The organism is Actinomadura sp. 1N219, assembly GCF_044326405.1.
Lineage (GTDB): Bacteria > Actinomycetota > Actinomycetes > Streptosporangiales > Streptosporangiaceae > Spirillospora.
The window spans coordinates 1-25,902 of sequence record NZ_JBIRAY010000021.1 but is presented as its reverse complement, the minus strand read 5'-3'; the positions used below and the strand labels follow the sequence as shown (position 1 = coordinate 25,902).

Below are 25,902 nucleotides of genomic sequence, written 5' to 3'. Positions count from 1 at the left end.
CGGAGAGGAACCCCCTCGCGTGGCCGCGCGCGCGCCCGCAGAGGGTTCCGCGGACGCGCCGGTTCCCGGCGTGTCGCCGGACGATCTGCCCGACGGCCTGATCGTCGCCGGCCGCGACGCCCGCGTGCTGGTGTTCAACGCCGCCGCCGCGCGGATGACCGGGGTCGCCGCCGCGTCCGCGATGGGCCGCGACTTCCGCGACGTCCTGCCGCTGCACGACGCCGAGGGCCGCGACTGGTGGAAGTGCCTGGCCCCCTACGACGGCCTGTCCACCCGCACCCGCCACCCCGAGCGCGTGCTGTTCCTGCCCGGCGGCGCCGAGGTGCTGGTGACGGCCGCGTACCGGCGGGACGGCGACGGCCGGGTGGAGCGCTTCACGGTGTGCCTGCGCGACGCCCTGCAGCGCGCCCGCCGCGAACGCGACCGCGCCGACCTCGTCTCCACCGTCGCCCACGAGCTGCGGTCCCCGCTGACCAGTGTCAAGGGGTTCACCGCGACGCTGCTGGCCAAGTGGCACCGCTTCAACGACGACCAGAAGCGCGTGATGCTGGAGACCGTCAACGCCGACGCCGACCGCGTCACCCGGCTGATCACCGAGCTGCTGGACGTGTCCCGCATCGAGGCCGGGCGGCTGGAGATGCACCGCCAGGTCGTCGACCTCCCCGAGGAGGTCCGCAAGGTCATCGCGGGCCGGGTCGCGGCCGGGGAGGCGGAGGACCGGTTCAGGTTCGAGTCCCGCGGCGTCCTGCCCGAGATGTGGCTCGACCCCGACAAGATGGATCAGATCCTCGGTAACCTGGTCGAAAACGCGGTGCGCCACGGTGCGGGGACTGTCACCATCGTGGTGGAGCCGGACGCGCACAAGGAGGGAGCCGCCGTGTCGGTGCGCGACGAGGGCGAGGGCATACCGCCCGAGGCCGTCCAGCGCGTCTTCCGGCAGTTCTGGCGCGGCCCCGGCGGCAACCGCCGCCGCGGCACCGGCCTCGGGCTCTACATCGTCAAGGGGCTTGTCGAGGCGCACGGCGGCGTGATCACCGTGCGGCGGGCGCCCGGCGGCGGCGCCGAGTTCCGATTTACCGTGCCCGCAGGGGCCCCCGACTACGCGACCTGAGCCCGGCGCATCCGCCGGGACGGACGGCCGCCCGGGGTTCCCGACAGGGCCAGCGCGTTTCGCGCACGCTTTCCGGATCTTCACCGCCCGCGCACTAGACTGCGGGCGTCCCACGCCGACCGGAGTCGATCACACAGCCATGTCTGCACCCAACAAGTCCTACGATCCCGTCGAGGTGTCCGCGTTGCAGCCGGAAGAGCTCGAACGGGCCCGCGACGCGGCCCTCGCCGCCGTCGCCGCGGCGGCCGACCTCGACGACCTCAAGCAGGTCCGCCTGGCGCACGCCGGCGACCGCTCGCCGCTGGCCCTCGCCAACCGCGAGATCGGCGCGCTGCCGCCCGCGGCCCGCGCCGACGCCGGCAAGCGCATCGGCGCCGCCCGCGGCGCCGTCGCCCAGGCGGTCAAGAAGCGCCAGGGCGAGCTGGAGGACGAGCGCGACCAGCGCGTCCTCGTCGAGGAGACCGTCGACGTCACCCTGCCGTGGGACCGCGCCCCGCGCGGCGCCCGGCACCCGCTGACCACCATGCAGGAGCGGATGGCGGACGTCTTCGTCTCGCTCGGCTTCGAGGTCTCCGAGGGCCCCGAGGTCGAGGCGGAGTGGTTCAACTTCGACGCGCTCAACTTCCTGCCCGACCATCCCGCCCGGACGATGCAGGACACCTTCTTCGTCGAGTCGGAGGAGTCCGGCCTGGTGATGCGCACGCACACCTCGCCGATGCAGATCAGGTCGCTGCTGTCGCGCGAGCTGCCGGTGTACGTGGTCGCGCCGGGGCGCACGTTCCGCACCGACGAGCTGGACGCCACGCACAGCCCCGTCTTCCACCAGCTGGAGGGGCTCGCCGTCGACGAGGGCCTGACGATGGCCGACCTGCGCGGCGGCATCGACGCGTTCGTGTCCGGCATGTTCGGCGAGGGGCTGAAGACGCGGTTCCGGCCGTACTACTTCCCGTTCACCGAGCCGTCCGGCGAGGTCGACATGCAGTGCTTCGTGTGCCGCGGCGCGTCCGCGGAGCCGGGCGGAGCCCCGTGCCGGACGTGCGGCTCGGAGGGCTGGATCGAGCTCGGCGGCTGCGGCATGGTCAACCCGCGCGTGCTGGTCGCGTGTGGCGTCGACCCGGACCGCTACAGCGGCTGGGCGTTCGGGCTGGGCGTCGAGCGGGCGCTGATGTTCCGGCACGGCGTGGAGGACATGTACGACATGGTGGAGGGCGACGTCCGGTTCACCCTCCCGTTCGGGATGGAGATCTGATGCGGGCCCCGCTTTCCTGGGTGCGCGAGTACGCCGAGCTTCCCGCCGGCGTCACGGGCCGCGCGCTGGCCGCCGAGCTGATCGCGGCCGGCCTGGAGGTCGAGACCGTCGAGCACGCCGGCGCCGATATCACCGGCCCGCTCGTCGTCGGCCAGGTCCTCGCGATCGAGGAGCTGACCGAGTTCAAGAAGCCGATCCGCTACTGCCAGGTGGACGTCGGCAGGGCCAACGGCACCGGCGAGCCGCAGAACATCGTCTGCGGCGCGACGAACTTCGCGGTCGGCGACCGCGTGGTCGTGATCCTGCCGGGCGGCGTCCTGCCCGGCGGGTTCGAGATCGGCGCCCGCAAGACCTACGGCCGGGTGTCGGAGGGCATGATCTGCTCGGTCGCCGAGCTGGGCATCGGCGACGACCAGGGCGGCATCCTCGTCCTGCCGCCGGACGCGCCCGTCGGCGCGGACGCGGTCGAGCTGCTCGGGCTGCGCGACGACGTCCTCGACATAGCCGTCACGCCCGACCGCGGCTACGCCCTGTCGATCCGCGGCATCGCCCGCGAGGCCGCCACCGCGTACGGCGTCCCGTTCAAGGACCCAGCCCGCGTGGATCTGCCTCCGAAGAACGGCGAGGCGTACCCGGCGAGCATCGCGGACGCGACCGCGTGCGACCGGTTCGTGCTGCGCGAGGTGCGCGGCTTCGACCCGGACGCGCAGACCCCGCTGTGGATGCGGGTCCGCCTGCACCGCGCCGGGATGCGCCCGGTGTCGCTGGCCGTCGACATCACCAACTACCTGATGCTGGAGCTCGGGCAGCCGCTGCACGCGTTCGACCGGGGCAAGCTCACCGGCCCGATCGTGGTCCGCCGGGCCGCCCCGGGCGAGCAGTTGGAGACGCTCGACCATGTCAAGCGGGCCCTCGACCCCGAGGACATCCTCATCACCGACGAGTCGGGCCCGATCTCGATGGCGGGCACGATGGGCGGTCTCGCCACCGAGATCGACGAGCGGTCGTCCGACATGGTCATCGAGGCCGCGCACTTCGACGACATCGGCACCGCGCGGATGAGCCGCCGCCACCGGCTGCACAGCGAGGCGTCCTACCGGTTCGAGCGCGGCGTCGACCGCGAGCTGCCGCTGTACGCCTCGTACCGGGCGGTGCGGATGCTCGCCGAGCTGGGCGGCGCGGAGGTCATGCCCGGCGTCACGCACGCCGAGGCGCCGGTCGAGCCGGTCACGATCACGATCGACGCCGGGCACCCTGACAAGGTCGCGGGCGTGACCTACGGGCGGGACGTGGTCGTGCGGCGCCTGGAGCAGGTCGGCTGCACGGTCGAGGGTGCTGACGAGCTGACTGTGACGCCGCCGTCGTGGCGTCCCGACCTCACCGACCCGAACGACCTCGCCGAGGAGGTCATCAGGCTGGAGGGGTACGAGGACATCCCGGCCAGGGCGCCGCGCCCGGTCAAGGGCAAGGGGCTGACCGTCCGGCAGCGGCTGCGCCGCCGGGTCGGCCGCGCGCTCGCCGGTTCCGGGTACGTCGAGGTGCTGGCGTTCCCGTTCGTCGCCGAGAAGGACTGGGACGCCCTGCACCTTCCCGCCGACGACGTCCGGCGCCGGACGCTGCGGCTGGCGAACCCGATGTCGGAGGAGGAGCCGCTGCTGCGGACCACGCTGCTGCCCGGCCTGCTGAAGGTCCTGGCGCTGAACGTGGGACGCGGCTTCGGCGACACCGCCCTGTACGAGATGGGCGTGGTGTTCCGGCCGCGTCCGGGCGCTCCGGAGCGGGCGCCGCGCCTGGCGGTCGACCGGGGCCCGACGGCCGACGAGCTGGCCGCGCTGCAGGCGGCGCTGCCCGACCAGCCGCACCGGGTCGCGGTGGTGCTGTCCGGCGACCGGGAGCCGTCCGGCTGGTGGGGCGGGGGACGTCCGGCGCTCTGGGCGGACGCGATCGAGGCCGCCCGCACGGTGGCCCGCGAGGTCGGCGTCGAGCTGACGGTGAAGGCCGACCAGCACGCGCCGTGGCATCCGGGCCGCTGCGCCGCCCTCTACGCGGGCGACACGCTCGTCGGGCACGCGGGCGAGCTGCACCCGCGCGTCACGAAGGCGTACGGGGTTCCGGCGCGGTCGTGCGCGATGGAGCTGGAGCTGCGCCGTCTCGGCGACCCGGTGACGGTCCGCGCGCCGCACGTGTCGAGCTACCCGGTCGCCACGCAGGACGTCGCGCTGATCGTCGACGACGCGGTGCCCGCCGCCGAGGTGGAGGACGCGCTGCGCGAGGGCGCCGGGGAGCTGCTTGAGGCGATCCGGCTGTTCGACGTCTACACCGGCGAGCAGGTGGGGGAGGGGCGCAAGTCGCTGGCGTACGCGCTGCGGTTCCGCGCCCCCGACCGGACGCTCACCGCGGAGGAGACGTCGCGGGCCCGTGCCGAGGCCGTCGCGTCGGCGTCCGAGCGGACCGGCGCCGTCCTGCGCGGCGGCTGACAGGCGACACCGGACGCGCGTCCCGGGCTCTCGTCCCGGGGCGCGCGTTCGCGTCTCATCCGGCGTAGTCGAGGCTTCCGTCGCGGCGGCCGACGGAGACCAGCCGCTCCATCGACAGCGCCGCGACCGCGTACCAGCCCGCCCCGACCAGCGCCTCCAGCCCGATCAGGCCCATGATGTGGCCGACGGGAGCGCCGTCCAGGATGGCGCGGACCGCCTCCAGGCCGTGCACGACGGGCAGCGCGTTCACCGCGATCCGCAGCGGGTCGGGCCACACGCCGACAGGGACGTTCACGCCCCCGAACGTCATGACGATCCCGTACGCGAAGTTCAGCACGAGCCATTCGACGCCGCGCAGCCGCAGCGCCAGGCCCGCCAGCGCGCACCCGTACCCGTAGCTGCTGACGATGATGAGCACGATGACCGGGATCGCGTACGCGGCGCGCGGCCACGGCAGCGGGACGCCCAGCAGCGGCGGCAGGACGAACCACGCCGCGAGCGAGCTGGTCAGCCCGGTCGCCGTCCACTGCAGCCCGCGGCCCAGGTAAACCGGCAGGTGCCCGGACGGCGCGACGGCGAGCAGCGGCAGCGTCCCCATCGCCCGTTCCCCGGCCAGCGAGATCACGACGATGGTGGACTCCATGCACGCCAGCACCACGATGTTGCCGACGAGCACGTACCGCATGGTCTGCTCGTCGCCGACGTAGCCGCCCAGCAGGGCGTAGAACGTCGCCTGGCACAGCAGGCGGACGAGCCACCCGAACGTCCACGTCCGCCACGTGTAGACGGCGCCCAGCTCGGCGAACCCCAGGATCAGCGATTCCCGGACGATCCGCAGCACCGGCCTCATGCGAACTCCACCGTCCCTTTGCGGCGGGCCTGGTCGACGTAGCGGCGCGTCAGCCACAGCCCGGCCGCCATCGCCGCCGCGCCCAGCCCGAGGATCGCCGCGACCGACCACGCCCAGCCGCGGGCGTCGCCGCGGACGGCGTCGCGCAGCAGCTCCGCGCTCCACGACAGGAACACCACGCGGCTGAACGGGTCCAGCCATCCGGGCAGCGCGGCCACCGGGACGACGATCCCGCCGAGGATGTAGAACGGGTAGCCGAGCGAGTTCTGGAGCACCTCGCGGGCCCGCGACATGACGAACACCGCCGAGATGAGGGTCGCCGTCCCGACCGTCGCTAGGCAGGTCGCCGCGACCGCGAACGCGAACGGCACCGGTTCGGCGACCGTCACCACCCTCCCGAATCCGAGCGCCGCGACCAGCCACGACTCGGCGAACGCCGCCGCGCCCACCAGCACGACCGTCGCGACGCGTCCGGCCACCACCAGGCCCAGCGGGACGGGCGAGGCGATCATCGGGGAGAACCGCCCGGCCCAGCGGTCCTCGGTGACGACGCGTCCGGCGTAGTCGAGCGCGGCCACCCACAGCCCGATCAGGCCCGGCGCGAGGACGGCGTTCGCGACGACGTCCGGGCGGTCCGCCGTCACCGCCAGCGCGAGCAGCGTCGTCGTCTGCATGGGGGCGATCAGCAGGATGAGGGCGTGCTCCGGGCGCCGCCGGGACAGCGCGACCTGCAGCAGCACCGCCTGCCACAGCACGCGCGGCATCGCCCGCGCGCCGCTCATACCCGCATCCCCCGGTCGCCGACCGCGCGCAGGTAGACCTCTTCGAGGGTCGGGCGGCCGCGCGCGGCGGTGAGCACGTCGCGGTCCAGGAGCCAGGCGAGGACGCGGCGGGTGCCGTCCCGGTCGGCGGTGTGGACGCGCCACCGGCCGGGCGCGCCGTCGCGCCGCTCGACGTCGGTCACGCCGGGCAGCACGGCCACGGCCGCGGCGAGCGCCGGGTCCGGGTCGGTGTAGTCGACGCACTCGCGGTCGCCGAGGAACCGCCCGGCCTGCGCGGGCTCGCCGGTGAGCAGCATCCGGCCGCGGTCGATCAGCGTGACCCGGTCGCAGAGCGCGGTCGCCTCGTCCATGTCGTGGGTGGCGAGCAGGAACGTGCGTCCCTCGTCGCGCAGTTCGAGGACGAGCCGCCGGAAGGCCGCGGCCGCGACCGGGTCGAGCCCGGACGTCGGCTCGTCGAGGAACAGCAGGCGCGGCTCGTGCAGCAGCCCGCGCGCCAGGTGGAGCCGCTGCCGCATCCCGCGCGAGAACCCCTCGACGGGCTCGTCCGCCCGGTCGGCGAGGCCGACGCGTTCCAGCAGCGCGCCGGACCGGTCCCGGATCGTCCGGGTGTCGAGCTTGTAGAGGGCGCCCCAGAACAGCAGGTTGCGGCGCGCGGTCAGCCGGTCGTAGAGGCCCCGGTCGCCGCCGAGGACGAGCCCGACCAGCGACCGGACGTCCCGCGTCGCGGTCACGACGTCATGGCCGAGCACCCGCGCCGTACCGCCGGACGGCAGCAGCACCGTGGAGAGGATCTTGACGAGGGTGGTCTTGCCCGCGCCGTTCGGCCCGAGCAGCCCGTGGATCTCGTTCTGGCCGATGGTCAGGGACAGGTCGTCCAGCGCGACGACGTCGTCCCGGCGCCTGCGCGAGTAGACGCGGCGCAGGCCGGAGGTGTGGACGGCGGCTTCCATGCTGAACACCGTCCGGCTAAGGCGCGGCCCGCGGCCATAAGGCGGCGGCTTAGATGAGGGCCGACGGCGCGCTAAGCCAGGCCGCGGTCGCGGGCGGCGGCGACGGCCTCGCCGCGCGAGGTGACGCCGAGCTTGGCGATGATGCGCGAGACGTGGACGCTCGCGGTCTTGGGCGAGATGAACAGCTCGTCGGCGATCTCCCGGTTGGAGCGCCCGCGCGCGAGCAGCCGCAGCACCTCCGACTCGCGGGCGGTGAGCAGCCCGCCGGACGAGCCGGGCAGCCCCGCGCGGCGTGCGCGCTCGGAGATCCGCCGGGCCAGCGGCGCGGCGCCGAGCCGCCCGGCGATCCCGGCGGCCCGGTCGAGGCGCGGGGCGGCGGCGGCGCGATCTCCGGCCGATAGGTCGGCGCACGCGGCGTGGAACAGCGCCCGCGCGAGCGGATACGGCTGCTCCATCCGCTCCCAAGCGGAGATCACGGCGTCCCATGCCAACGGGCCTCCGGTCAGCGCGGACACGGCCGCCGCGTGCGCCTCGGCCACGGGAGTCGCGACGGGCAGCCGCGCGGCCAGCGCCGCGATCTCGGGGAGGCGCGGGCCGCCCGCGTGCGCCGCGGTCTCCAGCAGCGGCCACAGGTGGCAGGGCTGCACGGTCAGGCGCGGATGGCGCAGGACGGCGTCCACCGCGTCACTCGCGCCCGGACGGTCGTCCTCCGCCAGCCTCCACTCGACGATCATCTGGGCGAGGGGCAGCGCCGTCTGCGGGAACCCGGCGTCCAGCGGGACGGCGAGCGCCTCCGGGTCGGGCCCGGGCCCGGTTCCCCGGGCGGCCAGCAGCGCGATCCGCCAGATCATCATCTGCACGCGGAACGCGGGCGCGTGGTGCCGGTCCAGGCGCTCCTGGAGTGCGCCGGCGGCCTCGTCCCAGCGGCCGAGCCGGTACAGCGCCTCGACCTGGTTGACGGCCGGCGCGAGCCCCGCGCTGTGCACCAGCCCGGCGTCCTCCGCGACGGCGAGCCCCTCGGCCGTCAGGGCCAGCGCGTCCGCCGGACGGCCCGTGTTCAGGCGGCAGTGCGCCAGCGTGTTCAGCACCCGGGCGCGTTCCCACGGCCCGAGCCCGCGATGGCGGAGCCGTTCCAGCGCCGCCGGGTCGCCGTCGCCGTCGCGCGCGGCGGCCTCCGCGACGGTGATCTCCAGGTGGGCGGCCGCCCGGCGGTCGCGGGACGCGCGGGCCAGCGCCAGCCCCTCCCGGCCGAGCCGTTCCCCCTCGTCCATCTCCCCGTAGACGAGCAGCCGGGAGCTCAGCCGGGTGAGGACCTCGACGCGGACCGGGCCGGCGGCGAGCCGTTCGGCCTCCCGCAGATCGTCCAGCTCGTCCTCGTCGCCCTGGAAGCCGCGCATCTGCGCCCGGAGGGTCAGCCGCCTGGCGGCTTGAGCGGGTTCGCGGCGGCGGTCGGTCTCGTCCAGGGCCCGCTGGACGAGCGGCAGCCCGCGTCCGGGTTCGCCGATCGCGCCCGCCGCCGCCGTCGCGGCGTCCAGCACGTCGTGGCGCGTGCGGCCGGTGAGGGATTCGGCATCGGGCACCCGGTCCCACAGGTCGAGGACGCGTTCCAGCAGCGACAACTGCTCGGCGTAAGCGGCGGCCGCGTAGCGCTCCCAGGCGGCCCGCCACGCGGCGGCCAGGGCCTGGGCATGGTCGCCGCACCCCTGCCAATGGACGGCCAGCGCGCTCTCCGGCGCATCGCTGAGTTCCGGTTCCCGCTCGATGGTCTCGGCGAACCGGCGATGCAGGGCGGAGCGTTCGCCGGGCAGCAGGTCCTCGTGGACGGCCTCGCGGATGAGCGCGTGCCGGAACGCGTAGCCGTCGCCGTCCGCGGCCAGGAGCCCGTGGTCGGCGGCCGGGCGCAGCGCCTCGCTCAGACCGGGATCGGACAGGCCGGTGACGGCCGCGAGCAGGCCGTGCCCGACCCGGTCGCCGGCGGCGCTCGCCGCGCGCAGCGCCGCACGGGCGGGCTCGGGAAGCCGCCGGACGCGGGCGAGCAGCAACTCCCGCAAGGACCCGGGCACCGCCGCGCCCGCGCTCCCGACGAGCGCCTCGACGAACAGCGGGTTGCCGCCGCCGCGCGCGTGCACGTCCCGCGCCACGGCCGGGTCGGCGGCCCCGAGGATGCCGCGCACCTGGTCGGCGACCTCGGCGCGGGTGAGCGGCGGCAGGTCCAGCCGGGTCGCGTGGGGGAGCCGGGCGAGATCGGCGAACAGCGGGCGGGTGTCCGGCTCCTCGGGACGGAAGGTCACCACCAGCAGCACGCCCGTGCGCGGCGGGTTCCGGAACAGGAACGTCAGCAGGTCCCGGGTGGAGCGGTCGGCCCAGTGCGCGTCCTCCACCACCAAGGTCACCGGGTCCTGCGCGCCGAGCCGTTCGGCCAGCGCCAGGACGTGCTCGAACAGCCGCATCTGCCCGGTGCCGTCGTCCGGCGGGGGCCCGGCCGCGGTGAGGCCCGGCATCAGCCGCGCCAGCTCCGGCAGCGCCGCCGCGGGCATGAGCGAGACGACGGCGTCCCGGCCGAGGCGCCGCAGGATCGCGGTGAACGGGGCGTACGGCAGGGTCGCGGCGCCGAGGTCGAGGCAGGCCCCGGTCAGCGTGCGGACGTCCCGCGCGAACTCGGTGACCAGGCGCGTCTTCCCGCCGCCCGCCTCGCCGCCGACCAGGACGGCGGCCGCCTCGCCCGCGCATGCCCGCGCGTGCGCGGCGCGTAACTCGGCCAGCTCGGCGGCGCGCCCGGCGAACACCGGGCTGACAGGGTCCATCGGCCTAGCATGCCGCCTCCTATCGCTACTTGTGTTGCGATAAGGGATCGGGTAGCCTCGGTGCCGTCACATCGCCGCCCGGCAGGGGAGTCCATTGAGGATCTGAGGTCCGACACCGCGCACCGGCCGCCCATCGGCCCGCGCACGTGACCTCAGTACGGACTCCCGTCTCGCCGGGCTTTTCCATGCCCGCCGGCGCGTCGCGCGACCCGCGGTGTCTCCATGCGTCCCGCATCCGCTCATCACCATGGAGGCCGCCTCATGTCATTCGCCATCGTGTGCTCGGACCTGTCCTTCGCCTGGGCGGACGGCACCCAGGTCCTCGACGGCCTGGACGTCACGTTCGGCACCGGCCGGACGGGCCTGATCGGCGTCAACGGCTCCGGCAAGTCCACCCTGCTGAAGATCATCGCCGGTGAGCTGCCGCCCGCCGCGGGCACCGTGAGCGTCGACGGGGAGATCGGCTACCTGCCGCAGAACCTCGCCCTGGACGGCGCCGCCACCGTCGCCGACCTGCTCGGCATCGCCGGGACCCGCGACGCGCTGCGCGCCATCGAGCGCGGCGAGGCCACCGAGGAGAACTTCACCGCCGTCGGCGACGGCTGGGACGTCGAGGAGCGCGCCCGCGCCGAACTCGACCGGCTCGGGCTCGACCACCTGGGCCTGGACCGGACCGTCCCGACCCTGTCCGGCGGGGAGGCCGTGATGGTCGGCCTCGCCGCCCGGTTCCTCGCCCGCCCCGGCGTGCTGCTGCTGGACGAGCCGACCAACAACCTCGACCTGGACGCGCGCCGCCGCCTGTACGACGCGGTCGCGTCCTGGACGGGCGTGCTCGTCGTCGTCAGCCACGACCGGGAGCTGCTCGACCGGGTCGACGAGATCGCCGACCTGCGCGCCGGCGGCGTCCGGACGTTCGGCGGGAACCTGTCCGCCTACGAGGAGCTGCTCGCGGTCGAGCGGGAGGCCGCCGAGCGGACGGTCCGCGCGGCCGAGACCGACCTGCGCCGCCAGCAACGCGACCTGCGGGAGGCGCAGGTCAAGCTCGCCCGCCGCAAGCGCTACGGCGCGAAGATGGAGGAGAGCAAGCGCGAACCGAAGATCGTGATGGGGGAGCGCAAGCGGCAGGCGCAGGTCTCGGCGGGCAAGCACCGCATCATGCACGAGGAGCGCCTCGCCGGCGCCCGCGACCGGCTCAGCGAGGCGGAGGGCGCGGTCCGCGAGGACGCCGAGATCCGCGTCAAGCTGCCCGCCACCCGCGTCCCGGCCGGGCGGACGGTCGCGACCGTGACGGGCCTCGCCGCGCCCGAGCCGGAGATCGGCACCCTGGCCGAGCTGATCCTCCAGGGCCCGGAGCGGATCGCGCTGACCGGCCCGAACGGCTCGGGCAAGACCACGTTCCTGCGGGCGCTCACCGGCGACCGCGTCCCCGAAGGAATGGCCGTCAGGATCGGCGTGGACGGCGTCCGGTACCTGCCGCAGCGGCTCGACGTCCTCGACGAGGAGCTCAGCCTCGTCGACAACGTCCGCGTGCGGGCGCCGTCGGCGAAGCCGTCCGAGATCAGGGCCGGGCTGGCGCGGTTCCTGTTCCGCGGCGCGCGCGCCGAGCAGCCCGCCGGGACCCTCTCAGGCGGCGAACGGTTCCGCGCCGTCCTGGCGTCGCTGCTGCTCGCCGAGCCCGCCCCGCAGCTGCTCCTGCTGGACGAGCCGACGAACAACCTCGACATGGCGAGCGCCGCCCAGCTCGGCCAGGCCCTCGCCGCCTACCAGGGGGCGCTGATCGTGGTGAGCCACGACGTCCCGTTCCTGCGGACCCTCGGCGTCACCCGCTGGCTCCGCATGGACCGCGCGGCGGGCCTGACCGAGATCGAGCCGATGTAGACCGGCGGATCAGGTCAGGACGCGCTTGGTGAACGTGCGCGTCGCGGCCCAGGTCAGCAGGATCGTCCCGCCCAGGACGGCCAGGAGGAACGCCCAGGCCGGCATGTGCGGGACGTCCGGCGTCAGCGTGCTGCGCAGGCCCTCGCTGACGTACACCAGCGGGTTGAACAGGCTGACGATCTGCAGCCAGCGGATGTCGTCCAGCGCCGACCACGGGTAGTACACGCAGCCGAGCATGGTCATCGGGAGCAGCACCATCGCGAACAGCACCTGGACCTTCTGCGGGTTCATCAGCGTGCCCAGCAGCAGCCCGCCCGCGGCCGACAGCAGCGACCCCGCCACCATCACCAGGATCAGGACGGGCCAGTTGTCCACGTGCACCTTCGGCGCCTGGCCCTCGGCGTGGATGAGCAGCACCGCCGGGAACACCAGCAGCCCGCCGAGCAGGCCCTGCACCGCCGCGGCGATGATCTTCTGCGCGGCCAGCAGCGGGATCGGCACCGGGGCCAGCGCCCGGTCGGTGATCGACTTCTGCCAGTTCAGCTCCATCATCAGCGGGAAGATCACCGCCATCATCGCCTGCATGATGATGGACGAGCCGACCAGGCCCGGCACGAGGATCGTGGAGAACGTCGGCCCGCCGGGCCCGCCCGCCATCGCGCCGCCGCCGAGCTTCGGCAGGACGTAGGCGAACACGAACACGAACATCACCGGCTGCACCAGCACCCGCGTGAACGTGGACACGAAGTTCTTGCGCATGACGCGCCCCTCGCGCGCCATCATCGCGGCGAACGTGCGGGGCAGCGTCGCCCGCGCGGGCGGCGGCGGGGCGAGGACGGCGGGCGCGGCGGGGCCGGGGGCCGCCGGGGCGGCGGACGCGGTCATTCGCGGTAGTCCCTTCCGGTGAGGGTGAGGAAGACGGTCTCCAGGCTGGGACGGAGCTGGGTGGCGTCGGTGACGCCGACCCCGGCGCGGGAGCCGATCGTGACCAGTTCGCCGAGCAGGCCGTCGGAGTCGGCGGCGAACACGCGGACCTGGCCGTCGTTGACCTCGACCTTGCTGATGCCGTCCCGGTCGGCGAGGGCGTGGATGCCGTCCGGCGCCGCGGCGTCGTAGGTGACGGTGATGACGGTGTCGGCGCCGGCGTTGGACTTCAGCTCGTCCACCGTCCCGCTCGCGAGGATCTTGCCGTGGTCGACGACGGCGACCCGGTCGCAGAGCGCCTCGGCCTCCTCCATGTAGTGCGTGGTGAGCAGGATGGTCTGCCCCGCCGCCTGGAGTCCGCGCAGCACCTCCCACAGGTTGGTGCGGGTCTGCGGGTCGAGCCCGGCGGTCGGCTCGTCCAGGAACAGCACCTCGGGCCCGTGCATGAGGGCCCGGCAGATCATGACCCGCTTGGCCTGCCCGCCGGAGATCTCGAACGGGTTGCCGCCGCGCTGCTCGGTCAGCCCGAACAGCTCCAGCAGCTCGCCCGTCCGGCGGCGGGCGTCGCGGGCGCCGAGCCCGAAGTAGCGGCCCCGGAACTCCAGGTTCTCGGCGACGGTGAGGTCGCTGTCGAGGGTGTTGTTCTGCGACACCACGCCGATGCGGCGCTTGATCTCGACGGCGTCCCTCACCACGTCCAGGCCGCAGACCCGGGCGCCGCCGCCGGTCGGCACGACGAGGGTGGTGAGCATGCCGATGGTCGTCGACTTGCCCGCGCCGTTCGGGCCGAGCAGCCCGAAGAACTCGCCGCGCGGGACGTCCAGGTCGATGCCCTGGACGGCGGGCACCGCGGGACGCTGCCCGGACGCCGGATAGGTCTTCTTGAGGTCGACCGTTCTCACGGCGGCTTCTGGGGGTTCGGTCACGCGCCGTCTCCCTTCGCTTCATCGCTTTGTGAATCGTCCTCTTCGGCCGGGAAATCCTCGAACCGTTTTATGAGGTTGAGGAGGAACCGCCGGACGGCGGCCTCGTCGCCCTCGTCCACGACGTCGTAGACATGCGAGAGGTCGCGTCCGATGGCCTGTGACTTCGCCGCGACCAGCCGCCGGCCCGAGTCGGTGATGCGCAGCATCACGCCGCGCCGGTCGCGGAACGAGCGCTCGCGCCGGACGTGCCCGTTGCGCTCCAGCGTGTCGACCACCGAGGTGACGGTCGCCGGGGTGACGATCAGCCGCTTGGCGACCTCGCCCGGGCGCATGCCGTCCTCGACGATCAGCATGCGGAGCACGAAGAAACCGGCCGGGCTGATGCCGTGCCGCTCGATGATCCGCGAGACCACCGGCTGCGCCAGCCGCGACGCCAGGCCGAAGAGCCTGCCGATCGGCCATTCCTCCATGGGCTCGACCCGCAGGTCGGCGAAGCCGAGGTTCTCCATGGCCGTGATGTTAGGGCCCTGATGGTTAGAAGGCAAATCTTTAGCTGCCTAAATATCTCCTCTATCATGTGGCGCTCGTCTCAACCGGCCGGAAGGGGCCCTCCCGGCTTTGAATAGACATCCAGCTTCATGCATACTCTTGCTTATCGATTCTGAAGGGCAGGGTGGACATGGGAATCCGGACGGCGGTCGCCGGCGCCAGCGGGTACGCGGGCGGCGAGCTGCTGCGCATCCTGGCGGGACATCCGGAGTTCGAGATCGGCGCGCTGACCGCGGGCTCCAACGCGGGCGCCGAGCTGGGCGCGCACCAGCCCCAGCTGCGATCCCTGGCCGGACGCGTCCTCGCCGAGACGACCCCGGAGACGCTGTCCGGCCACGACGTCGTGTTCCTGGCGCTGCCGCACGGCCAGTCCGGGCCGATCGCCGCGGAACTCGGCGAGGACGTCCTGGTCATCGACTGCGGCGCCGACCACAGGCTCACCGACCCGGGCGACTGGGAGCGGTTCTACGGGACGCCCCACGCCGGCGCCTGGCCCTACGGCCTGCCCGAACTGCCCGGACACCGGGACGCGCTGCGCTCGGCGAAGCGCGTCGCCGTCCCCGGCTGCTACCCGACCGCCGTCACGCTCGCGCTGTTCCCGGCGTTCGCCGCCGGGCTCGCCGAACCCGACGTCGTCGTGGTCGCCGCGTCCGGTACCTCCGGCGCGGGACGGGCCCTCAAACCGCACCTGCTGGGCAGCGAGGTCATGGGCTCCGTCTCCGCCTACGCCGTCGGCGGGACGCATAGGCATACACCGGAGATGGTCCAGAACCTCAGCGCCGTCGCGGACGAACCGGTCACGGTCTCGTTCACGCCGACGCTCGCGCCGATGAGCCGCGGCATCCTCGCCACCTGCACGGCCAAGGCCCGTCCCGGCGTCACCGCCGCCACGCTGCGCGCCGCCTACGCCGGCGCCTACGCCGGCGAGCCGTTCCTGGGCCTGCTCCCGGACGGGCAGTGGCCCGCCACGTCCATGACGCTCGGCGCCAACACCGCGCTCGTCCAGGTCACGCTGGACGAGTCCGCCGGACGCGTCGTCGCCGTCGTCGCCATCGACAACCTCACCAAGGGAACCGCGGGCGGTGCGGTGCAGAGCGCCAACCTCGCCCTCGGCCTCCCGGAAGAACTCGGCCTGACCACGATCGGAGTGTCCCCTTGAGCGTCACCGCCCCCCGGGGCTTCCGCGCCGCCGGCGTCGTCGCGGGGCTGAAGGCCAGCGGCAACCGCGACCTGGCCCTCGTCGTCAACGACGGGCCGTCCCGCGCGGCCGCCGGCGTCTTCACCCGCAACCGCGTGAAGGCGGCGCCCGTCCTGTGGTCGGAGCAGGTCCTCAAGGGCGGACGCGTCCGCGCCGTCGTGCTGAACGCCGGCGGCGCCAACGCCTGCACCGGCGCGCCCGGCTTCCAGGACACGCACGCCACCGCCGAGAAGGTCGCCGACGTCCTGGAGGACTCGGCCGGCGAGGTCGCGGTCTGCTCCACCGGCCTGATCGGCGAGCGGCTCGCGATGGACCTGCTGCTCCCCGGCGTCGACAAGGCCGCCGCCGAGCTGTCGCGCGGCGACGGCGGGCTCGCCGCCGCCGACGCGATCCGCACCACCGACACCGTCGCGAAGATCTCCTTCCGGCAGGGCGCGGGCGGCTACATGATCGGCGCGATGGCGAAGGGCGCGGGCATGCTCGCCCCGTCCCTGGCGACCATGCTCAGCGTGATCACCACCGACGCCGACCTGCCCGCCGCCGTCCTGGACCGGGCGCTGCGCGCGGCCACCGGCGTCACCCTCGACCGGCTCGACTCCGACGGCTGCATGTCCACCAACGACACCGTGCTGCTGCTGGCGTCCGGCGCCTCCGGCGTCGTCCCCGCCGAGGACGAGTTCACCGCGCTGCTCACCGAGGTCTGCGCCGACCTGACCCGGCAACTGCTCGTGGACGCCGAAGGCGCGTCCAAGGCCATCGCGATCGAGGTCGTCGGCGCCGCGTCCGGCTACGACGCGGTCACCGTCGGACGCTCCATCGCCCGCAACAACCTCCTCAAGTGCGCCATCCACGGCGAGGACCCCAACTGGGGACGGGTGCTCTCGGCGGTCGGCACCACCGACGCGGTGTTCGAGCCCGACGAGCTGAACGTCGCGATCAACGGCGTGTGGGTGTGCCGGAACGGCTCGTTCGGCGACGACCGCGACAAGGTCGACCTGCGCCCCCGCGACGTGACGATCACCGTCGACCTGTCGGCGGGCCCGCACAGCGCGACCGTCTGGACGACCGACCTCACGGCCGACTACGTCCACGAGAACTCGGCCTACTCCACATGACCGCGATCACCTCGGGCGCGGACATGCGCAAGAACCGGATGGGCGTCATGGCCAAGGCCGAGACGCTGATCAAGGCGCTGCCGTGGCTGGAGCGGTTCCACGGCACCACCGTCGTGATCAAGTACGGCGGGCACGCGATGACGGACGAGGAGCTGCGCCACTCCTTCGCCGAGGACGTCGTGTTCCTGCGCTACGCCGGGCTGCGGCCGGTGATCGTCCACGGCGGCGGCCCGCAGATCAACGCGGCGCTCGCCCGCAACGGCATCGACTCGACGTTCACCGCCGGGCTGCGCGTGACCACGCCGGAGGCCATGGAGGTCGTCCGGATGGTGCTGACCGGGCAGGTGCAGCGCGACGTCGTCGGGCTGATCAACCGGCACGGCCCGTTCGCGCTCGGCATGTCCGGCGAGGACGCCCACCTGTTCACCGCCGAGCGCAAGCACGCGGTCGTGGACGGCGAGGCCGTCGACATCGGCCAGGTCGGCGAGATCGTCGAGGTGCAGGTCGGGGCGCTGCGGGCGCTGCTGGACGACGGCCGCATCCCGGTCATCTCCAGCATCGCGCGCGGCGACGACGGCGAGGTCTACAACGTCAACGCCGACACGGCCGCCGCCGCGCTCGCCGTCGCGCTGGACGCCGCGAAGCTCGTCGTCCTCACCGACGTCGAGGGCCTGTACGCCGACTGGCCCGACAGCGACGACGTGATCGACAGGCTCACCACCGACGAGCTGGCCGTCCTGCTGCCGGACCTGTCGGCCGGGATGGTCCCGAAGATGGAGGCCTGCCTGACGGCGGTGCGCGGCGGCGTCCCGCAGGCGCACGTGCTGGACGGACGCGTCCTGCACTCCCTCCTCCTGGAGATCTTCACCGACGAAGGGATCGGAACGATGGTGCTCCCCAGCCCCCCGGGTCCGGCGCAGGAGGTATCGGCATGAGCGACTTGAGGGCACGGTTCGAGGCCGCGTTCATGCCGAACTACGGCGTCCCGCCGGTCGCGCTGGCGCGCGGCGAGGGCTGCCGCGTGTGGGACACCGGCGGCCGGGAGTACCTCGACCTGATCGCCGGGATCGCGGTCAGCTCCCTCGGCCACGCCCACCCGGCCCTCGTCGAGGCGGTGTCCTCGCAGGTCGCGACGCTGGCGCACACGTCCAACCTGTTCCTGCACGAGCCCGAGGTCCTGCTCGCCGAACGCCTCCTCGGCCTGCTCGGCGGGGACGGGAAGGTGTTCCTCAGCAACAGCGGCACCGAAGCGAACGAGTGCGCGCTGAAACTCGCCATCAAATACGGCAAGTCCAACGGCCGCACCTACTTCGTCGCCGCGGAGAACGGCTTCCACGGACGGAGCATGGGCGCGCTGTCGCTGACCGGGAAGGCGGCGATCCGGGAGCCGTTCGGGCCGTTCGGCATCGACGTCCGGTTCGTCCCCTACGGCGACGCCGACGCGCTCAAGCCCGCCGTGGACGAGAACTGCGCCGCCGTCTTCCTGGAGCCGACGCAGGGCGAGGCCGGAGTCGTCCCCCCGCCGGACGGGTACTTCGCCGCAGCCCGCGCCATCTGCGACGCCACGGGCGCGCTGTTCGTCGCCGACGAGATCCAGTCCGCGATCGGCCGGACGGGCACCTGGTTCGCGTTCCAGCACGAGAACGCCAAGCCCGACATCATCACCCTGGCCAAGGGACTCGGCGGCGGCCTGCCGATCGGGGCGTGCGTCGCGTTCGGCCCGCACGGCGACCTGTTCGCGAAGGGCGACCACGGCAGCACCTTCGGCGGCAACCCCGTCAGCGCCGCCGCCGCGCTCGCCGTCCTCAGCACGATCGAGAAGGACGGCCTGCTCGCCAACGCCGCCTCCGTGGGGGAGATCCTCGCCGGCGGCCTCCGCGCCATCGACCACCCCCTGCTCGACGGCGTCCGGGGCCGCGGGCTGTGGCGCGCGGCCGTCCTCACCGGGCCGCACGCGCCCGCCGCCGAGGCCGCCGCCCGCGACGCCGGGTTCCTGATCAACGCGCTCGCGCCGGACGCGCTGCGGATCGCGCCGCCGCTCGTCCTCACCGCCGAGGAGGCCCGGTCGTTCACCGCCGCCTTCCCCGCGATCCTCGACTCCGCCGCCCCCGAACCGGAGAACTGAGCATGACCAGGCACTTCCTCCGCGACGACGACCTGACCCCCGCCGAGCAGGCCGAGGTTCTCGACCTCGCAGCCGAGGTGAAGAAGGACCGCTTCCGGTTCCGGCCCCTCGACGGCCCACAGTCGGTCGCCGTGCTGTTCGACAAGCCGTCCACCCGGACCCGGCTGTCGTTCACCGCCGGCATCGCCGAACTCGGCGGCAACCCCCTCGTCATGGACGCCGGCACCAGCCAGCTCGGCCGCGGCGAGACCATCGCCGACACCGCCCGCGTCCTGGAACGCCAGGTCAGCGCCATCGTGTGGCGGACGGCGGGCCAGGAGCGCATCGACGAGATGGCCGCCGGAACCACCGTCCCGGTCGTCAATGCCCTCACCGACGAGTTCCACCCGTGCCAGGTCCTCGCCGACCTGCAGACCGTCCGGGAGGCGAAGGGCGACCTGCCCGGCCTCACCCTCGCCTACTTCGGCGACGGCGCCAACAACATGGCCCACTCCTACCTGCTCGGCTGCGCCACCGCAGGGATGCACGTCCGCGTCGCGGCCCCCGCGTCCCAGCCCCCTGCCCCCGCCGTCGTCGATCGCGCGACCGAGATCGCCGCCGCGACCGGCGGGTCCGTGACCGTCACCGACGACGCCGCGAAGGCCGCCGCCGGAGCCGACGTCCTCGCCACCGACACCTGGGTCTCCATGGGCCAGGACGGCAAGGACACCTCCCGCTACGAGCCGTACGCCGTCACCGAAGAACTGCTGGACCTCGCCGACGCGGACGCGATCGTCCTGCACTGCCTGCCCGCCTACCGCGGCAGGGAGATCGCCGCATCGGTCCTGGACGGCCCGCGGAGCCGCGTCTGGGACGAGGCCGAGAACCGCCTGCACGCCCAGAAGGCGCTGCTGATCTGGCTGCTGGAGCGCTCGCGGTGACGACGGCCCCCATGACCAAGACCGCCCGGCACGCCCGGGTGATCGAGCTGCTGACCCGGCATCCCGTCCACTCGCAGGGCGAGCTCGCGAAGCTCCTCGGCGACGAGGGCGTCGACGTCACCCAGGCCACGCTGTCGCGCGACCTGGTGGAGATCGGCGCGGTGCGGCTGCGCGCCGACGACGGCAGCCTGATCTACGCCGTCCCCGGGGAGGGCGGCGAGCGGATCCGGCGGGCCCGCACGGGCTCCGCCGAGTCCTTCACCGGACGGCTCTCCCGGCTCGCCGCGGAGCTGCTGGTGTCCGCCGAGGCGTCGGCCAACCTGGTCATGGTGCGGACCCCGCCCGGGGCCGCGCAGTACCTGGCCTCGGCGATCGACCACGCCGAATGGCCGTCCATCCTCGGCACCGTCGCGGGCGACGACTCGATCCTCGTCATCGCCCGCGACCCGACCGGCGGGGACGACGTCGCGCAGGCGCTGCTGCGGCTGACCGACGGGCGCGAGCGACGAAGCTAGGGCCGCCCCGCGGCCCCGTCCCAGCCCGCAAGACCCGAAACCTCGCACACACTTCGCACAGGAGATAAAGATCATGAGCGAGCGCGTCGTCCTCGCATACTCCGGGGGACTGGACACCTCCGTCGCCATCCCGTACCTCGCCGAGCAGACCGGCGGGGAGGTCATCGCGGTGGCCGTCGACGTCGGCCAGGGCGGCGAGGACCTCGACGCCATCCGCAAGCGGGCCCTGGCCTGCGGCGCGGCGGAGGCCGTCGTCGTGGACGCCAGGGAGGAGTTCGCCGCGGACTTCTGCGTCCCCGCCATGCAGGCCAACGCCCTCTACATGGACCGCTACCCGCTGCTGTCCGCGCTGTCCCGGCCGCTGATCGTCAAGCACCTCGTGTCGGCCGCCGAGGCGTTCGGCGGGACGACCGTGTCGCACGGCTGCACCGGCAAGGGCAACGACCAGGTCCGGTTCGAGGCGGGCCTGTCGGCGCTCAACCCCGACCTGAAGGTCATCGCGCCCGCCCGCGACTTCGCCTGGACGCGCGACAAGGCGATCGCGTTCGCCGAGGAGAAGGGCCTGCCGATCGACGTGTCGGCCAAGTCGCCGTACTCCATCGACCAGAACCTGTGGGGACGCGCCGTCGAGACCGGGTTCCTGGAGGACATCTGGAACGGGCCCATCGAGGACGTCTACGACTACACCGCCGACCCCGCCGAGCCGCGCGAGGCCGACGAGGTCGTCATCACCTTCGCGTCCGGCGTGCCCGTCGCGCTGGACGGCCGCCCGCTCACCCCGTACCAGATCGTCGCCGAGCTGAACCGCCGCGCCGGCGCGCAGGGCGTCGGGCGGATCGACATGGTCGAGGACCGGCTCGTCGGCATCAAGAGCCGCGAGGTCTACGAGGCCCCGGCCGCGATCGCGCTGATCACAGCGCACATGGAGCTGGAGAGCGTCACCGTCGAGCGCGACCTGGCCCGGTTCAAGCGGTCCGTCGACCAGCGGTGGGGCGAGCTCGTCTACGACGGCCTGTGGTTCTCGCCGCTGAAGGACTCCCTGGACGCGTTCATCGCCGACGCGCAGAAGCACGTGTCCGGCGACGTCCGGCTGACCCTGCACGGCGGCCGCGCCGTCGTCACCGGGCGGCGCAGCGACGCGTCCCTCTACAGCTACGACCTCGCCACCTACGACACCGGCGACACCTTCGACCAGAGCCTCGCCAAGGGCTTCGTCGAGCTGTGGAGCCTGCCCAGCAAGATCGCCGCCAAGCGCGACCGGGGCATCTGACCGGGAAGAGCGACGCGTGGGGGCGCCGCGACCACGGCGTCCCCACGTCGTGCAGCCATGCCCGGACGTGGTGAGATGAGACGGCAACGTTCGTCCAGCGGCGGAAGAAGAGGATTTTCGTGACGAAGGCACCGACGCGCCTGTGGGGCGGCCGGTTCGAAGGCGGCCCGTCGGACGCGCTCGCGCGGCTCTCGGTGAGCGTCCAGTTCGACTGGCGGCTCGCCCCCTACGACCTGATGGGCTCGCGCGCGCACGCCCGCGTCCTCAACCGGGCGGGGCTGCTCACCGGCGACGAGCTCGACCGCATGATCGGTGCCCTGGACGACCTGGAGGAGGCCTGCCGCACCGGCGAGTTTCGCCCCACGGTCGCCGACGAGGACGTCCACACCGCCCTCGAACGCGGCCTCCTCGAACGGCTCGGCGCCCTCGGCGGCAAGCTCCGCGCGGGCCGCAGCCGCAACGACCAGGTCGCCACCGACCTGCGGCTCTACCTCCGCGACCACGCCCGCCAGATCGTGTCCCGCCTCGTCGAGCTGGAGACCGCGCTGATCGCGCAGGCCGAGCACAACCTCGGCGTCGCCGCCCCCGGCATGACCCACCTGCAGCACGCCCAGCCCGTGCTGTTCTCCCACCAGCTCCTCGCGCACGTCCAGCCGCTCACCCGCGACGTCGCCCGGCTCCGCGACTGGGACAAGCGCGCCGCGATCTCCCCGCTCGGCTCCGGCGCCCTCGCCGGCTCGTCCCTGCCGCTCGACCCGCAGGCCACCGCCGCCGAGCTCGGCTTCGACGCCGCCGCCGCCAACTCCATGGACGCCGTCGCCGACCGCGACTTCGTCGCCGAGTTCCTCTTCGCCGCCGCGCTCGTCGGCGTCCACCTGTCCCGCCTCGGCGAGGAGATCTGCCTCTGGGCGTCGCAGGAGTTCCGCTGGATCGAGATGGACGACACCTATGCCACCGGGTCGTCGATCATGCCGCAGAAGAAGAACCCCGACGTCGCCGAGCTGGCGCGCGGCAAGGCAGGCCGCCTCATCGGCCACCTCGTCGCCCTGCTCACCACCCTCAAGGGCCTCCCGCTCACCTACAACCGCGACCTCCAGGAGGACAAGGAGGGCGCGTTCGACGCCGTCGAGACGCTGCTGCTCGTCCTGCCCGCCATGTCCGGGCTGATCGCGACCATGCGGGTCAACACCGAGCGCCTGGAGGCCCTCGCCCCGGACGGCTTCGCCCTCGCCACCGACCTCGCCGAACTCCTCGTCCGGCGCGGCACCGCGTTCCGCGACGCGCACGAGGTCGTCGGGCACCTCGTCGTCTGGTGCCAGGTCAACGACAAGGACTTCGACGACCTCACCGACGAGGAGCTCGCCAAGGTGTCGCCGCACCTGACGCCGGACGTCCGCGAGGTCCTGAACGTCCAGGGGGCGCTGGCGTCCCGGAAGGCGTACGGGGGCACCGCGCCCGACCGCGTCCGCGAGCAGCTCGGCGCGCTCCGCGCCCTCGTCAACGAGCACGCCGCGTGGGCCGCCGACTCCGACGCCTGACCGCCCGCGGACCCCGGACCGATCGGGCGTTCCGCCGCCATAGGGTGATGCGATGACTGGAGCGCTGCTGCCACGGGACTTCTTCGACCGTCCCGTCGACGAGGTCGCGCCGTCCCTGCTCGGGCACGTGCTCAGCCACCGCACACCCGATGGCGAGGTCGCGGTCAGGCTCACCGAGGTCGAGGCGTACGCCGGCCCGCTCGACCCCGCCTCCCACGCCTACCGAGGCCGGACGCAGCGCAACGCCGTCATGTTCGGGCCGCCCGGCCACGCCTACGTCTACTTCACCTACGGCATGCACTTCTGCGTGAACCTCGTCTGCGGCCCGGACGGGACGTCCATGGCGGTCCTGCTCCGCGCCGGCGAGGTCGTCGCGGGGGAGGACACGGCGCGCGCCCGCCGGCCGCGCTCGTCCGTCCGCGACCTGGCCCGCGGCCCGGCCCGGCTCTGCCAGGCGCTGGGCATCGCCCGCGAGCAGAACGGCCTGGACGTCTGCACCCCCGGCGGGCCCCTCACCGTCCACACGGGCGAACCCGCCGACCCTGCGCTCATCCGCCAGGGGCCGCGCACCGGCGTCAACGGTGCCAAGGAGGTGCCGTGGCGGTTCTGGATCGACGGCGACCCGACCGTCTCCCCGTACCGCGCACACGTCCCGAGACAGCGCAAGAAGGTCCCCGCCGATGACTGACCCCGCCCCGCCATAACAATCTCATCCACGTGGACTCCGCCACCAGAAGCCACGGAGAGCCGCCGTCATCAAGCCCGCGAGCCGCTCTGAAAGGCGCCCACGCGACGTCCGACTCGGGACACGAGGCGTTCGCGCCGCCTGCCGCCACGTAGCCGCCCGCTGAATATCGTTAGCGTGACACCCGCCCGCCCGGGCACCCTGGTGGGCACACGGAAGCAAGCCGGAACGAGGGAGACCGTGACCGACATCCTGGACGATCTCGCGTGGCGCGACCTGATCGCGCAGTCCACCGACCTGGACGAACTGCGGGCCCTGCTCGCCGCGGGACCGGTCACGCTCTATTGCGGGTTCGACCCGACGGCGCCCTCGCTGCACCTCGGCAACCTGATCCAGATCCTCACGCTGCGCCGCTTCCAGCTCGCCGGGCACCGGCCCATCGGCCTGGTCGGCGGCGCCACCGGCCTGATCGGCGACCCGAGCGGCAAGAGCGCCGAACGCGTCCTGAACTCCGAGGAGACCGTCGCGGGCTGGGTCGAGCGCATCCGCGGCCAGGTGTCGAAGTTCCTCGACTTCGGCGACGGCCCCACCGGCGCGACGATGGTGAGCAACCTCGACTGGACGGGCCCCATGTCGGCCATCGAGTTCCTCCGCGACATCGGCAAGCACTTCCCGGTCAACCGGATGCTGGCCCGCGAGACCGTCAAGGCCCGGCTCGACACCACCGGCATGAGCTACACCGAGTTCAGCTACGTCCTGCTCCAGTCGATGGACTTCCTGGAGCTGTACCGGCGCCACGGGTGCCGGCTTCAGACGGGCGGCAGCGACCAGTGGGGCAACCTCACCGCCGGCGTCGACCTCATCCGCCGCGTCGAGGGCGGCAGTGCCCACGCGCTGACCACACCGCTGCTCACCAAGGCGGACGGGACCAAGTTCGGCAAGACGGCCGGCGGCGAGACGTACTGGCTCGACCCCGAGCTGACCTCGCCGTACGCGTTCTACCAGTTCTGGGTCAACGCCGACGACCGGGACGTGGAGAACTTCCTGAAGGTCTTCAGCTTCCGCCCTCATGAGGAGATCGACGACCTGGTCAAACAGGGAGCCGACCGTCCCGCCGCCCGAGCCCCGCAGCGGGCGCTCGCGGAGGAGATGACCACACTCGTCCACGGCGCGGACGAGACCGCCCGCGTCATCGCCGCGTCCCGCGCCCTGTTCGGCCAGGGCGCCCTGGAGGAGCTGGACGAACGCACACTGAAGGCCGCGCTCGCCGAGGTCCCCCGCACCGAGGTGGCCCCGGGCGAACTGCCGACCGTCGTCGACCTGCTGGCCGCCTCCGGGCTGTGCAGGAGCAAGTCCGAGGCGCGGCGGGCGATCGCCCAGGGCGGCGCCTACCTCAACAACGCCAAGGTCGAGTCGGAGGACGTCGCGCCGTCCGCGTCGGACCTGCTCCATGGGCGCTTCCTCGTCCTGCGACGCGGCAAGCGCAACGTGGGCGGCGTCGAGGTGACCGCGTCCTGAAGCCGTCCGTGACCGCCTGCCCGGAGCCTCTCCGGGCAGGCGATCACCATGTCGCGGGCAAACTTCGGTAGATACACGTCACAGTGCGGTTACAAGGATCCGTCGGCGGGCATGATGGAAGTCTCGAAAACCGTACCTGAACTGGGGTTTCTCGCCGCGCAACGTCGATTTGACGGCCCTCGCGGCGGGACCTAATGTTCTACGAGCCCCACGGGGGGAGCGGGACGCGGCAAGCGGCCCGGCCTCGGGGGAAACCCTCAGCGAACCAACCGGGTTGAACTCTGTTCTGCCCGGAAACGGACGTACGAGGCCGAACCACCCAGACTTTGACAAACAGGGCGGATCGGGTAGTATTGAAGGGTTGCCCCGGAGCTGGAAACGCGGAAGCGGTTCTGGCGCGGTGGGTGTCCGTTTCTTGAGAACTCAACAGCGTGTTAAAAGCCAGTGCCTTTATACGGTCCGGTCGATTGTTGGCCGGCCCGTCCCCGCGACTGTCCCTCTTTGGGGTGGTCGGGGAT

The 25,902-nt window shown here is 73.2% G+C and carries 21 protein-coding genes; 14 read left to right on the top strand and 7 right to left on the bottom strand.

All coding sequences use genetic code 11. The annotated features are described in order from the left end of the window. Positions 1-19: 19 nt before the first annotated feature. The 3 genes from ACH35V_RS38650 to pheT all read left to right on the top strand — a co-directional run bounded on the left by ACH35V_RS38650 (position 20) and on the right by pheT (position 4,837). Positions 20-1,111 carry an ATP-binding protein gene (locus ACH35V_RS38650; protein ID WP_395979850.1) on the top strand — a complete coding sequence of 364 codons (1,092 nt, stop codon included), beginning with the start codon at positions 20-22 and terminating at the stop codon, positions 1,109-1,111. A 139-nt stretch (positions 1,112-1,250) separates the two neighbouring features. After that, positions 1,251-2,360 carry a phenylalanine--tRNA ligase subunit alpha gene (gene pheS, locus ACH35V_RS38645; protein ID WP_395979849.1) on the top strand — a complete coding sequence of 370 codons (1,110 nt, stop codon included), beginning with the start codon at positions 1,251-1,253 and terminating at the stop codon, positions 2,358-2,360. Beyond that, positions 2,360-4,837: a phenylalanine--tRNA ligase subunit beta gene (gene pheT / locus ACH35V_RS38640; RefSeq protein WP_395979848.1), complete on the top strand. Its 2,478-nt coding sequence runs from the start codon at positions 2,360-2,362 to the stop codon at positions 4,835-4,837. Before pheS ends, pheT begins: the two co-directional genes overlap by 1 nt. Positions 4,838-4,892: 55 nt before the next feature. On the opposite strand, the gene ACH35V_RS38635 is transcribed toward pheT, so the two are convergent. From ACH35V_RS38635 to ACH35V_RS38620, 4 genes are all read right to left on the bottom strand, one after another. Continuing rightward, positions 4,893-5,687 (bottom strand): ABC transporter permease, encoded by a 795-nt coding sequence (locus ACH35V_RS38635; RefSeq protein ID WP_395979847.1) that lies wholly within the window; start codon positions 5,685-5,687, stop codon positions 4,893-4,895. Beyond that, complete coding sequence (locus tag ACH35V_RS38630) at positions 5,684-6,469, bottom strand: ABC transporter permease (RefSeq protein WP_395979846.1); 786 nt, start codon at positions 6,467-6,469, stop codon at positions 5,684-5,686. Before ACH35V_RS38630 ends, ACH35V_RS38635 begins: the two co-directional genes overlap by 4 nt. Beyond that, complete coding sequence (locus ACH35V_RS38625) at positions 6,466-7,419, bottom strand: ABC transporter ATP-binding protein (protein ID WP_395979845.1); 954 nt, start codon at positions 7,417-7,419, stop codon at positions 6,466-6,468. Before ACH35V_RS38625 ends, ACH35V_RS38630 begins: the two co-directional genes overlap by 4 nt. Positions 7,420-7,490: 71 nt before the next feature. After that, on the bottom strand, positions 7,491-10,223 hold the full coding sequence (locus ACH35V_RS38620) for an ATP-binding protein (protein WP_395979844.1): 2,733 nt from the start codon (positions 10,221-10,223) through the stop codon (positions 7,491-7,493). A gap of 261 nt (positions 10,224-10,484) precedes the next feature. On the opposite strand from ACH35V_RS38620, the gene ACH35V_RS38615 reads away from it, so the two are divergent. Beyond that, entirely contained in the window at positions 10,485-12,101 is a 1,617-nt protein-coding gene (locus ACH35V_RS38615) for an ABC-F family ATP-binding cassette domain-containing protein (protein ID WP_395979843.1), read from the top strand. Positions 12,102-12,110: 9 nt separating this feature from the next. Here the strand turns inward: ACH35V_RS38615 and ACH35V_RS38610 are convergent, their stop codons facing one another. The 3 genes from ACH35V_RS38610 to ACH35V_RS38600 are packed head-to-tail and all read right to left on the bottom strand — an operon-like array spanning position 12,111 to position 14,460. Beyond that, entirely contained in the window at positions 12,111-12,986 is an 876-nt protein-coding gene (locus tag ACH35V_RS38610; RefSeq protein WP_395979842.1) for an ABC transporter permease, read from the bottom strand. Then, on the bottom strand, positions 12,983-13,951 hold the full coding sequence (locus ACH35V_RS38605) for an ATP-binding cassette domain-containing protein (RefSeq protein WP_395979841.1): 969 nt from the start codon (positions 13,949-13,951) through the stop codon (positions 12,983-12,985). The genes ACH35V_RS38610 and ACH35V_RS38605 overlap by 4 nt, the downstream gene beginning before the upstream one ends. Next, the gene (locus ACH35V_RS38600; protein WP_395979840.1) at positions 13,948-14,460 is read right to left on the bottom strand and encodes a MarR family winged helix-turn-helix transcriptional regulator; all 513 of its coding nucleotides are present in this window, start codon (positions 14,458-14,460) and stop codon (positions 13,948-13,950) included. The genes ACH35V_RS38605 and ACH35V_RS38600 overlap by 4 nt, the downstream gene beginning before the upstream one ends. A 170-nt stretch (positions 14,461-14,630) precedes the next feature. On the opposite strand from ACH35V_RS38600, the gene argC reads away from it, so the two are divergent. The 10 genes from argC (at position 14,631) to tyrS (ending at position 25,384) form a co-directional block, all read left to right on the top strand. Next, on the top strand, positions 14,631-15,659 hold the full coding sequence (gene argC / locus ACH35V_RS38595) for an N-acetyl-gamma-glutamyl-phosphate reductase (protein ID WP_395979839.1): 1,029 nt from the start codon (positions 14,631-14,633) through the stop codon (positions 15,657-15,659). Further along, positions 15,656-16,813 carry a bifunctional glutamate N-acetyltransferase/amino-acid acetyltransferase ArgJ gene (gene argJ, locus ACH35V_RS38590; protein WP_395979838.1) on the top strand — a complete coding sequence of 386 codons (1,158 nt, stop codon included), beginning with the start codon at positions 15,656-15,658 and terminating at the stop codon, positions 16,811-16,813. The genes argC and argJ overlap by 4 nt, the downstream gene beginning before the upstream one ends. 23 nt (positions 16,814-16,836) lie before the next feature. After that, positions 16,837-17,748, top strand: coding sequence for an acetylglutamate kinase (argB, locus tag ACH35V_RS38585; protein WP_395979930.1), 912 nt, complete (start codon positions 16,837-16,839; stop codon positions 17,746-17,748). Then, positions 17,745-18,938 carry an acetylornithine transaminase gene (locus tag ACH35V_RS38580; protein ID WP_395979837.1) on the top strand — a complete coding sequence of 398 codons (1,194 nt, stop codon included), beginning with the start codon at positions 17,745-17,747 and terminating at the stop codon, positions 18,936-18,938. Before argB ends, ACH35V_RS38580 begins: the two co-directional genes overlap by 4 nt. A gap of 2 nt (positions 18,939-18,940) precedes the next feature. After that, positions 18,941-19,858, top strand: coding sequence for an ornithine carbamoyltransferase (gene argF, locus ACH35V_RS38575; protein ID WP_395979836.1), 918 nt, complete (start codon positions 18,941-18,943; stop codon positions 19,856-19,858). 11 nt (positions 19,859-19,869) lie between these two features. Continuing rightward, positions 19,870-20,373 (top strand): arginine repressor, encoded by a 504-nt coding sequence (locus ACH35V_RS38570; RefSeq protein WP_395979835.1) that lies wholly within the window; start codon positions 19,870-19,872, stop codon positions 20,371-20,373. A gap of 73 nt (positions 20,374-20,446) precedes the next feature. Then, on the top strand, positions 20,447-21,643 hold the full coding sequence (locus ACH35V_RS38565; protein WP_395979834.1) for an argininosuccinate synthase: 1,197 nt from the start codon (positions 20,447-20,449) through the stop codon (positions 21,641-21,643). A gap of 119 nt (positions 21,644-21,762) precedes the next feature. Then, a complete protein-coding gene (argH, locus tag ACH35V_RS38560; RefSeq protein WP_395979833.1) occupies positions 21,763-23,181 on the top strand; it encodes an argininosuccinate lyase in 1,419 nt (472 codons plus the stop codon). A gap of 52 nt (positions 23,182-23,233) precedes the next feature. Then, a complete protein-coding gene (locus ACH35V_RS38555) occupies positions 23,234-23,869 on the top strand; it encodes a DNA-3-methyladenine glycosylase (protein WP_395979832.1) in 636 nt (211 codons plus the stop codon). Between the two features lie 237 nt (positions 23,870-24,106). Next, entirely contained in the window at positions 24,107-25,384 is a 1,278-nt protein-coding gene (gene tyrS / locus ACH35V_RS38550) for a tyrosine--tRNA ligase (protein WP_395979831.1), read from the top strand. Positions 25,385-25,902: the final 518 nt, after the last annotated feature.

Coding starts and splice junctions, on each gene's coding strand:
- ACH35V_RS38555 (WP_395979832.1), top strand. CDS start 23,234: ATGACTGGAGCGCTGCTGCCACGGGACTTCTTCGACCGTCCCGTCGAC.
- ACH35V_RS38625 (WP_395979845.1), bottom strand. CDS start 7,419: ATGGAAGCCGCCGTCCACACCTCCGGCCTGCGCCGCGTCTACTCGCGC.
- ACH35V_RS38600 (WP_395979840.1), bottom strand. CDS start 14,460: ATGGAGAACCTCGGCTTCGCCGACCTGCGGGTCGAGCCCATGGAGGAA.
- argF (WP_395979836.1), top strand. CDS start 18,941: ATGACCAGGCACTTCCTCCGCGACGACGACCTGACCCCCGCCGAGCAG.
- ACH35V_RS38615 (WP_395979843.1), top strand. CDS start 10,485: ATGTCATTCGCCATCGTGTGCTCGGACCTGTCCTTCGCCTGGGCGGAC.
- ACH35V_RS38570 (WP_395979835.1), top strand. CDS start 19,870: ATGACCAAGACCGCCCGGCACGCCCGGGTGATCGAGCTGCTGACCCGG.
- ACH35V_RS38630 (WP_395979846.1), bottom strand. CDS start 6,469: ATGAGCGGCGCGCGGGCGATGCCGCGCGTGCTGTGGCAGGCGGTGCTG.
- ACH35V_RS38565 (WP_395979834.1), top strand. CDS start 20,447: ATGAGCGAGCGCGTCGTCCTCGCATACTCCGGGGGACTGGACACCTCC.
- ACH35V_RS38580 (WP_395979837.1), top strand. CDS start 17,745: ATGAGCGACTTGAGGGCACGGTTCGAGGCCGCGTTCATGCCGAACTAC.
- ACH35V_RS38610 (WP_395979842.1), bottom strand. CDS start 12,986: ATGACCGCGTCCGCCGCCCCGGCGGCCCCCGGCCCCGCCGCGCCCGCC.
- pheS (WP_395979849.1), top strand. CDS start 1,251: ATGTCTGCACCCAACAAGTCCTACGATCCCGTCGAGGTGTCCGCGTTG.
- argB (WP_395979930.1), top strand. CDS start 16,837: ATGCGCAAGAACCGGATGGGCGTCATGGCCAAGGCCGAGACGCTGATC.
- argC (WP_395979839.1), top strand. CDS start 14,631: ATGGGAATCCGGACGGCGGTCGCCGGCGCCAGCGGGTACGCGGGCGGC.
- ACH35V_RS38620 (WP_395979844.1), bottom strand. CDS start 10,223: ATGGACCCTGTCAGCCCGGTGTTCGCCGGGCGCGCCGCCGAGCTGGCC.
- pheT (WP_395979848.1), top strand. CDS start 2,360: ATGCGGGCCCCGCTTTCCTGGGTGCGCGAGTACGCCGAGCTTCCCGCC.
- ACH35V_RS38635 (WP_395979847.1), bottom strand. CDS start 5,687: ATGAGGCCGGTGCTGCGGATCGTCCGGGAATCGCTGATCCTGGGGTTC.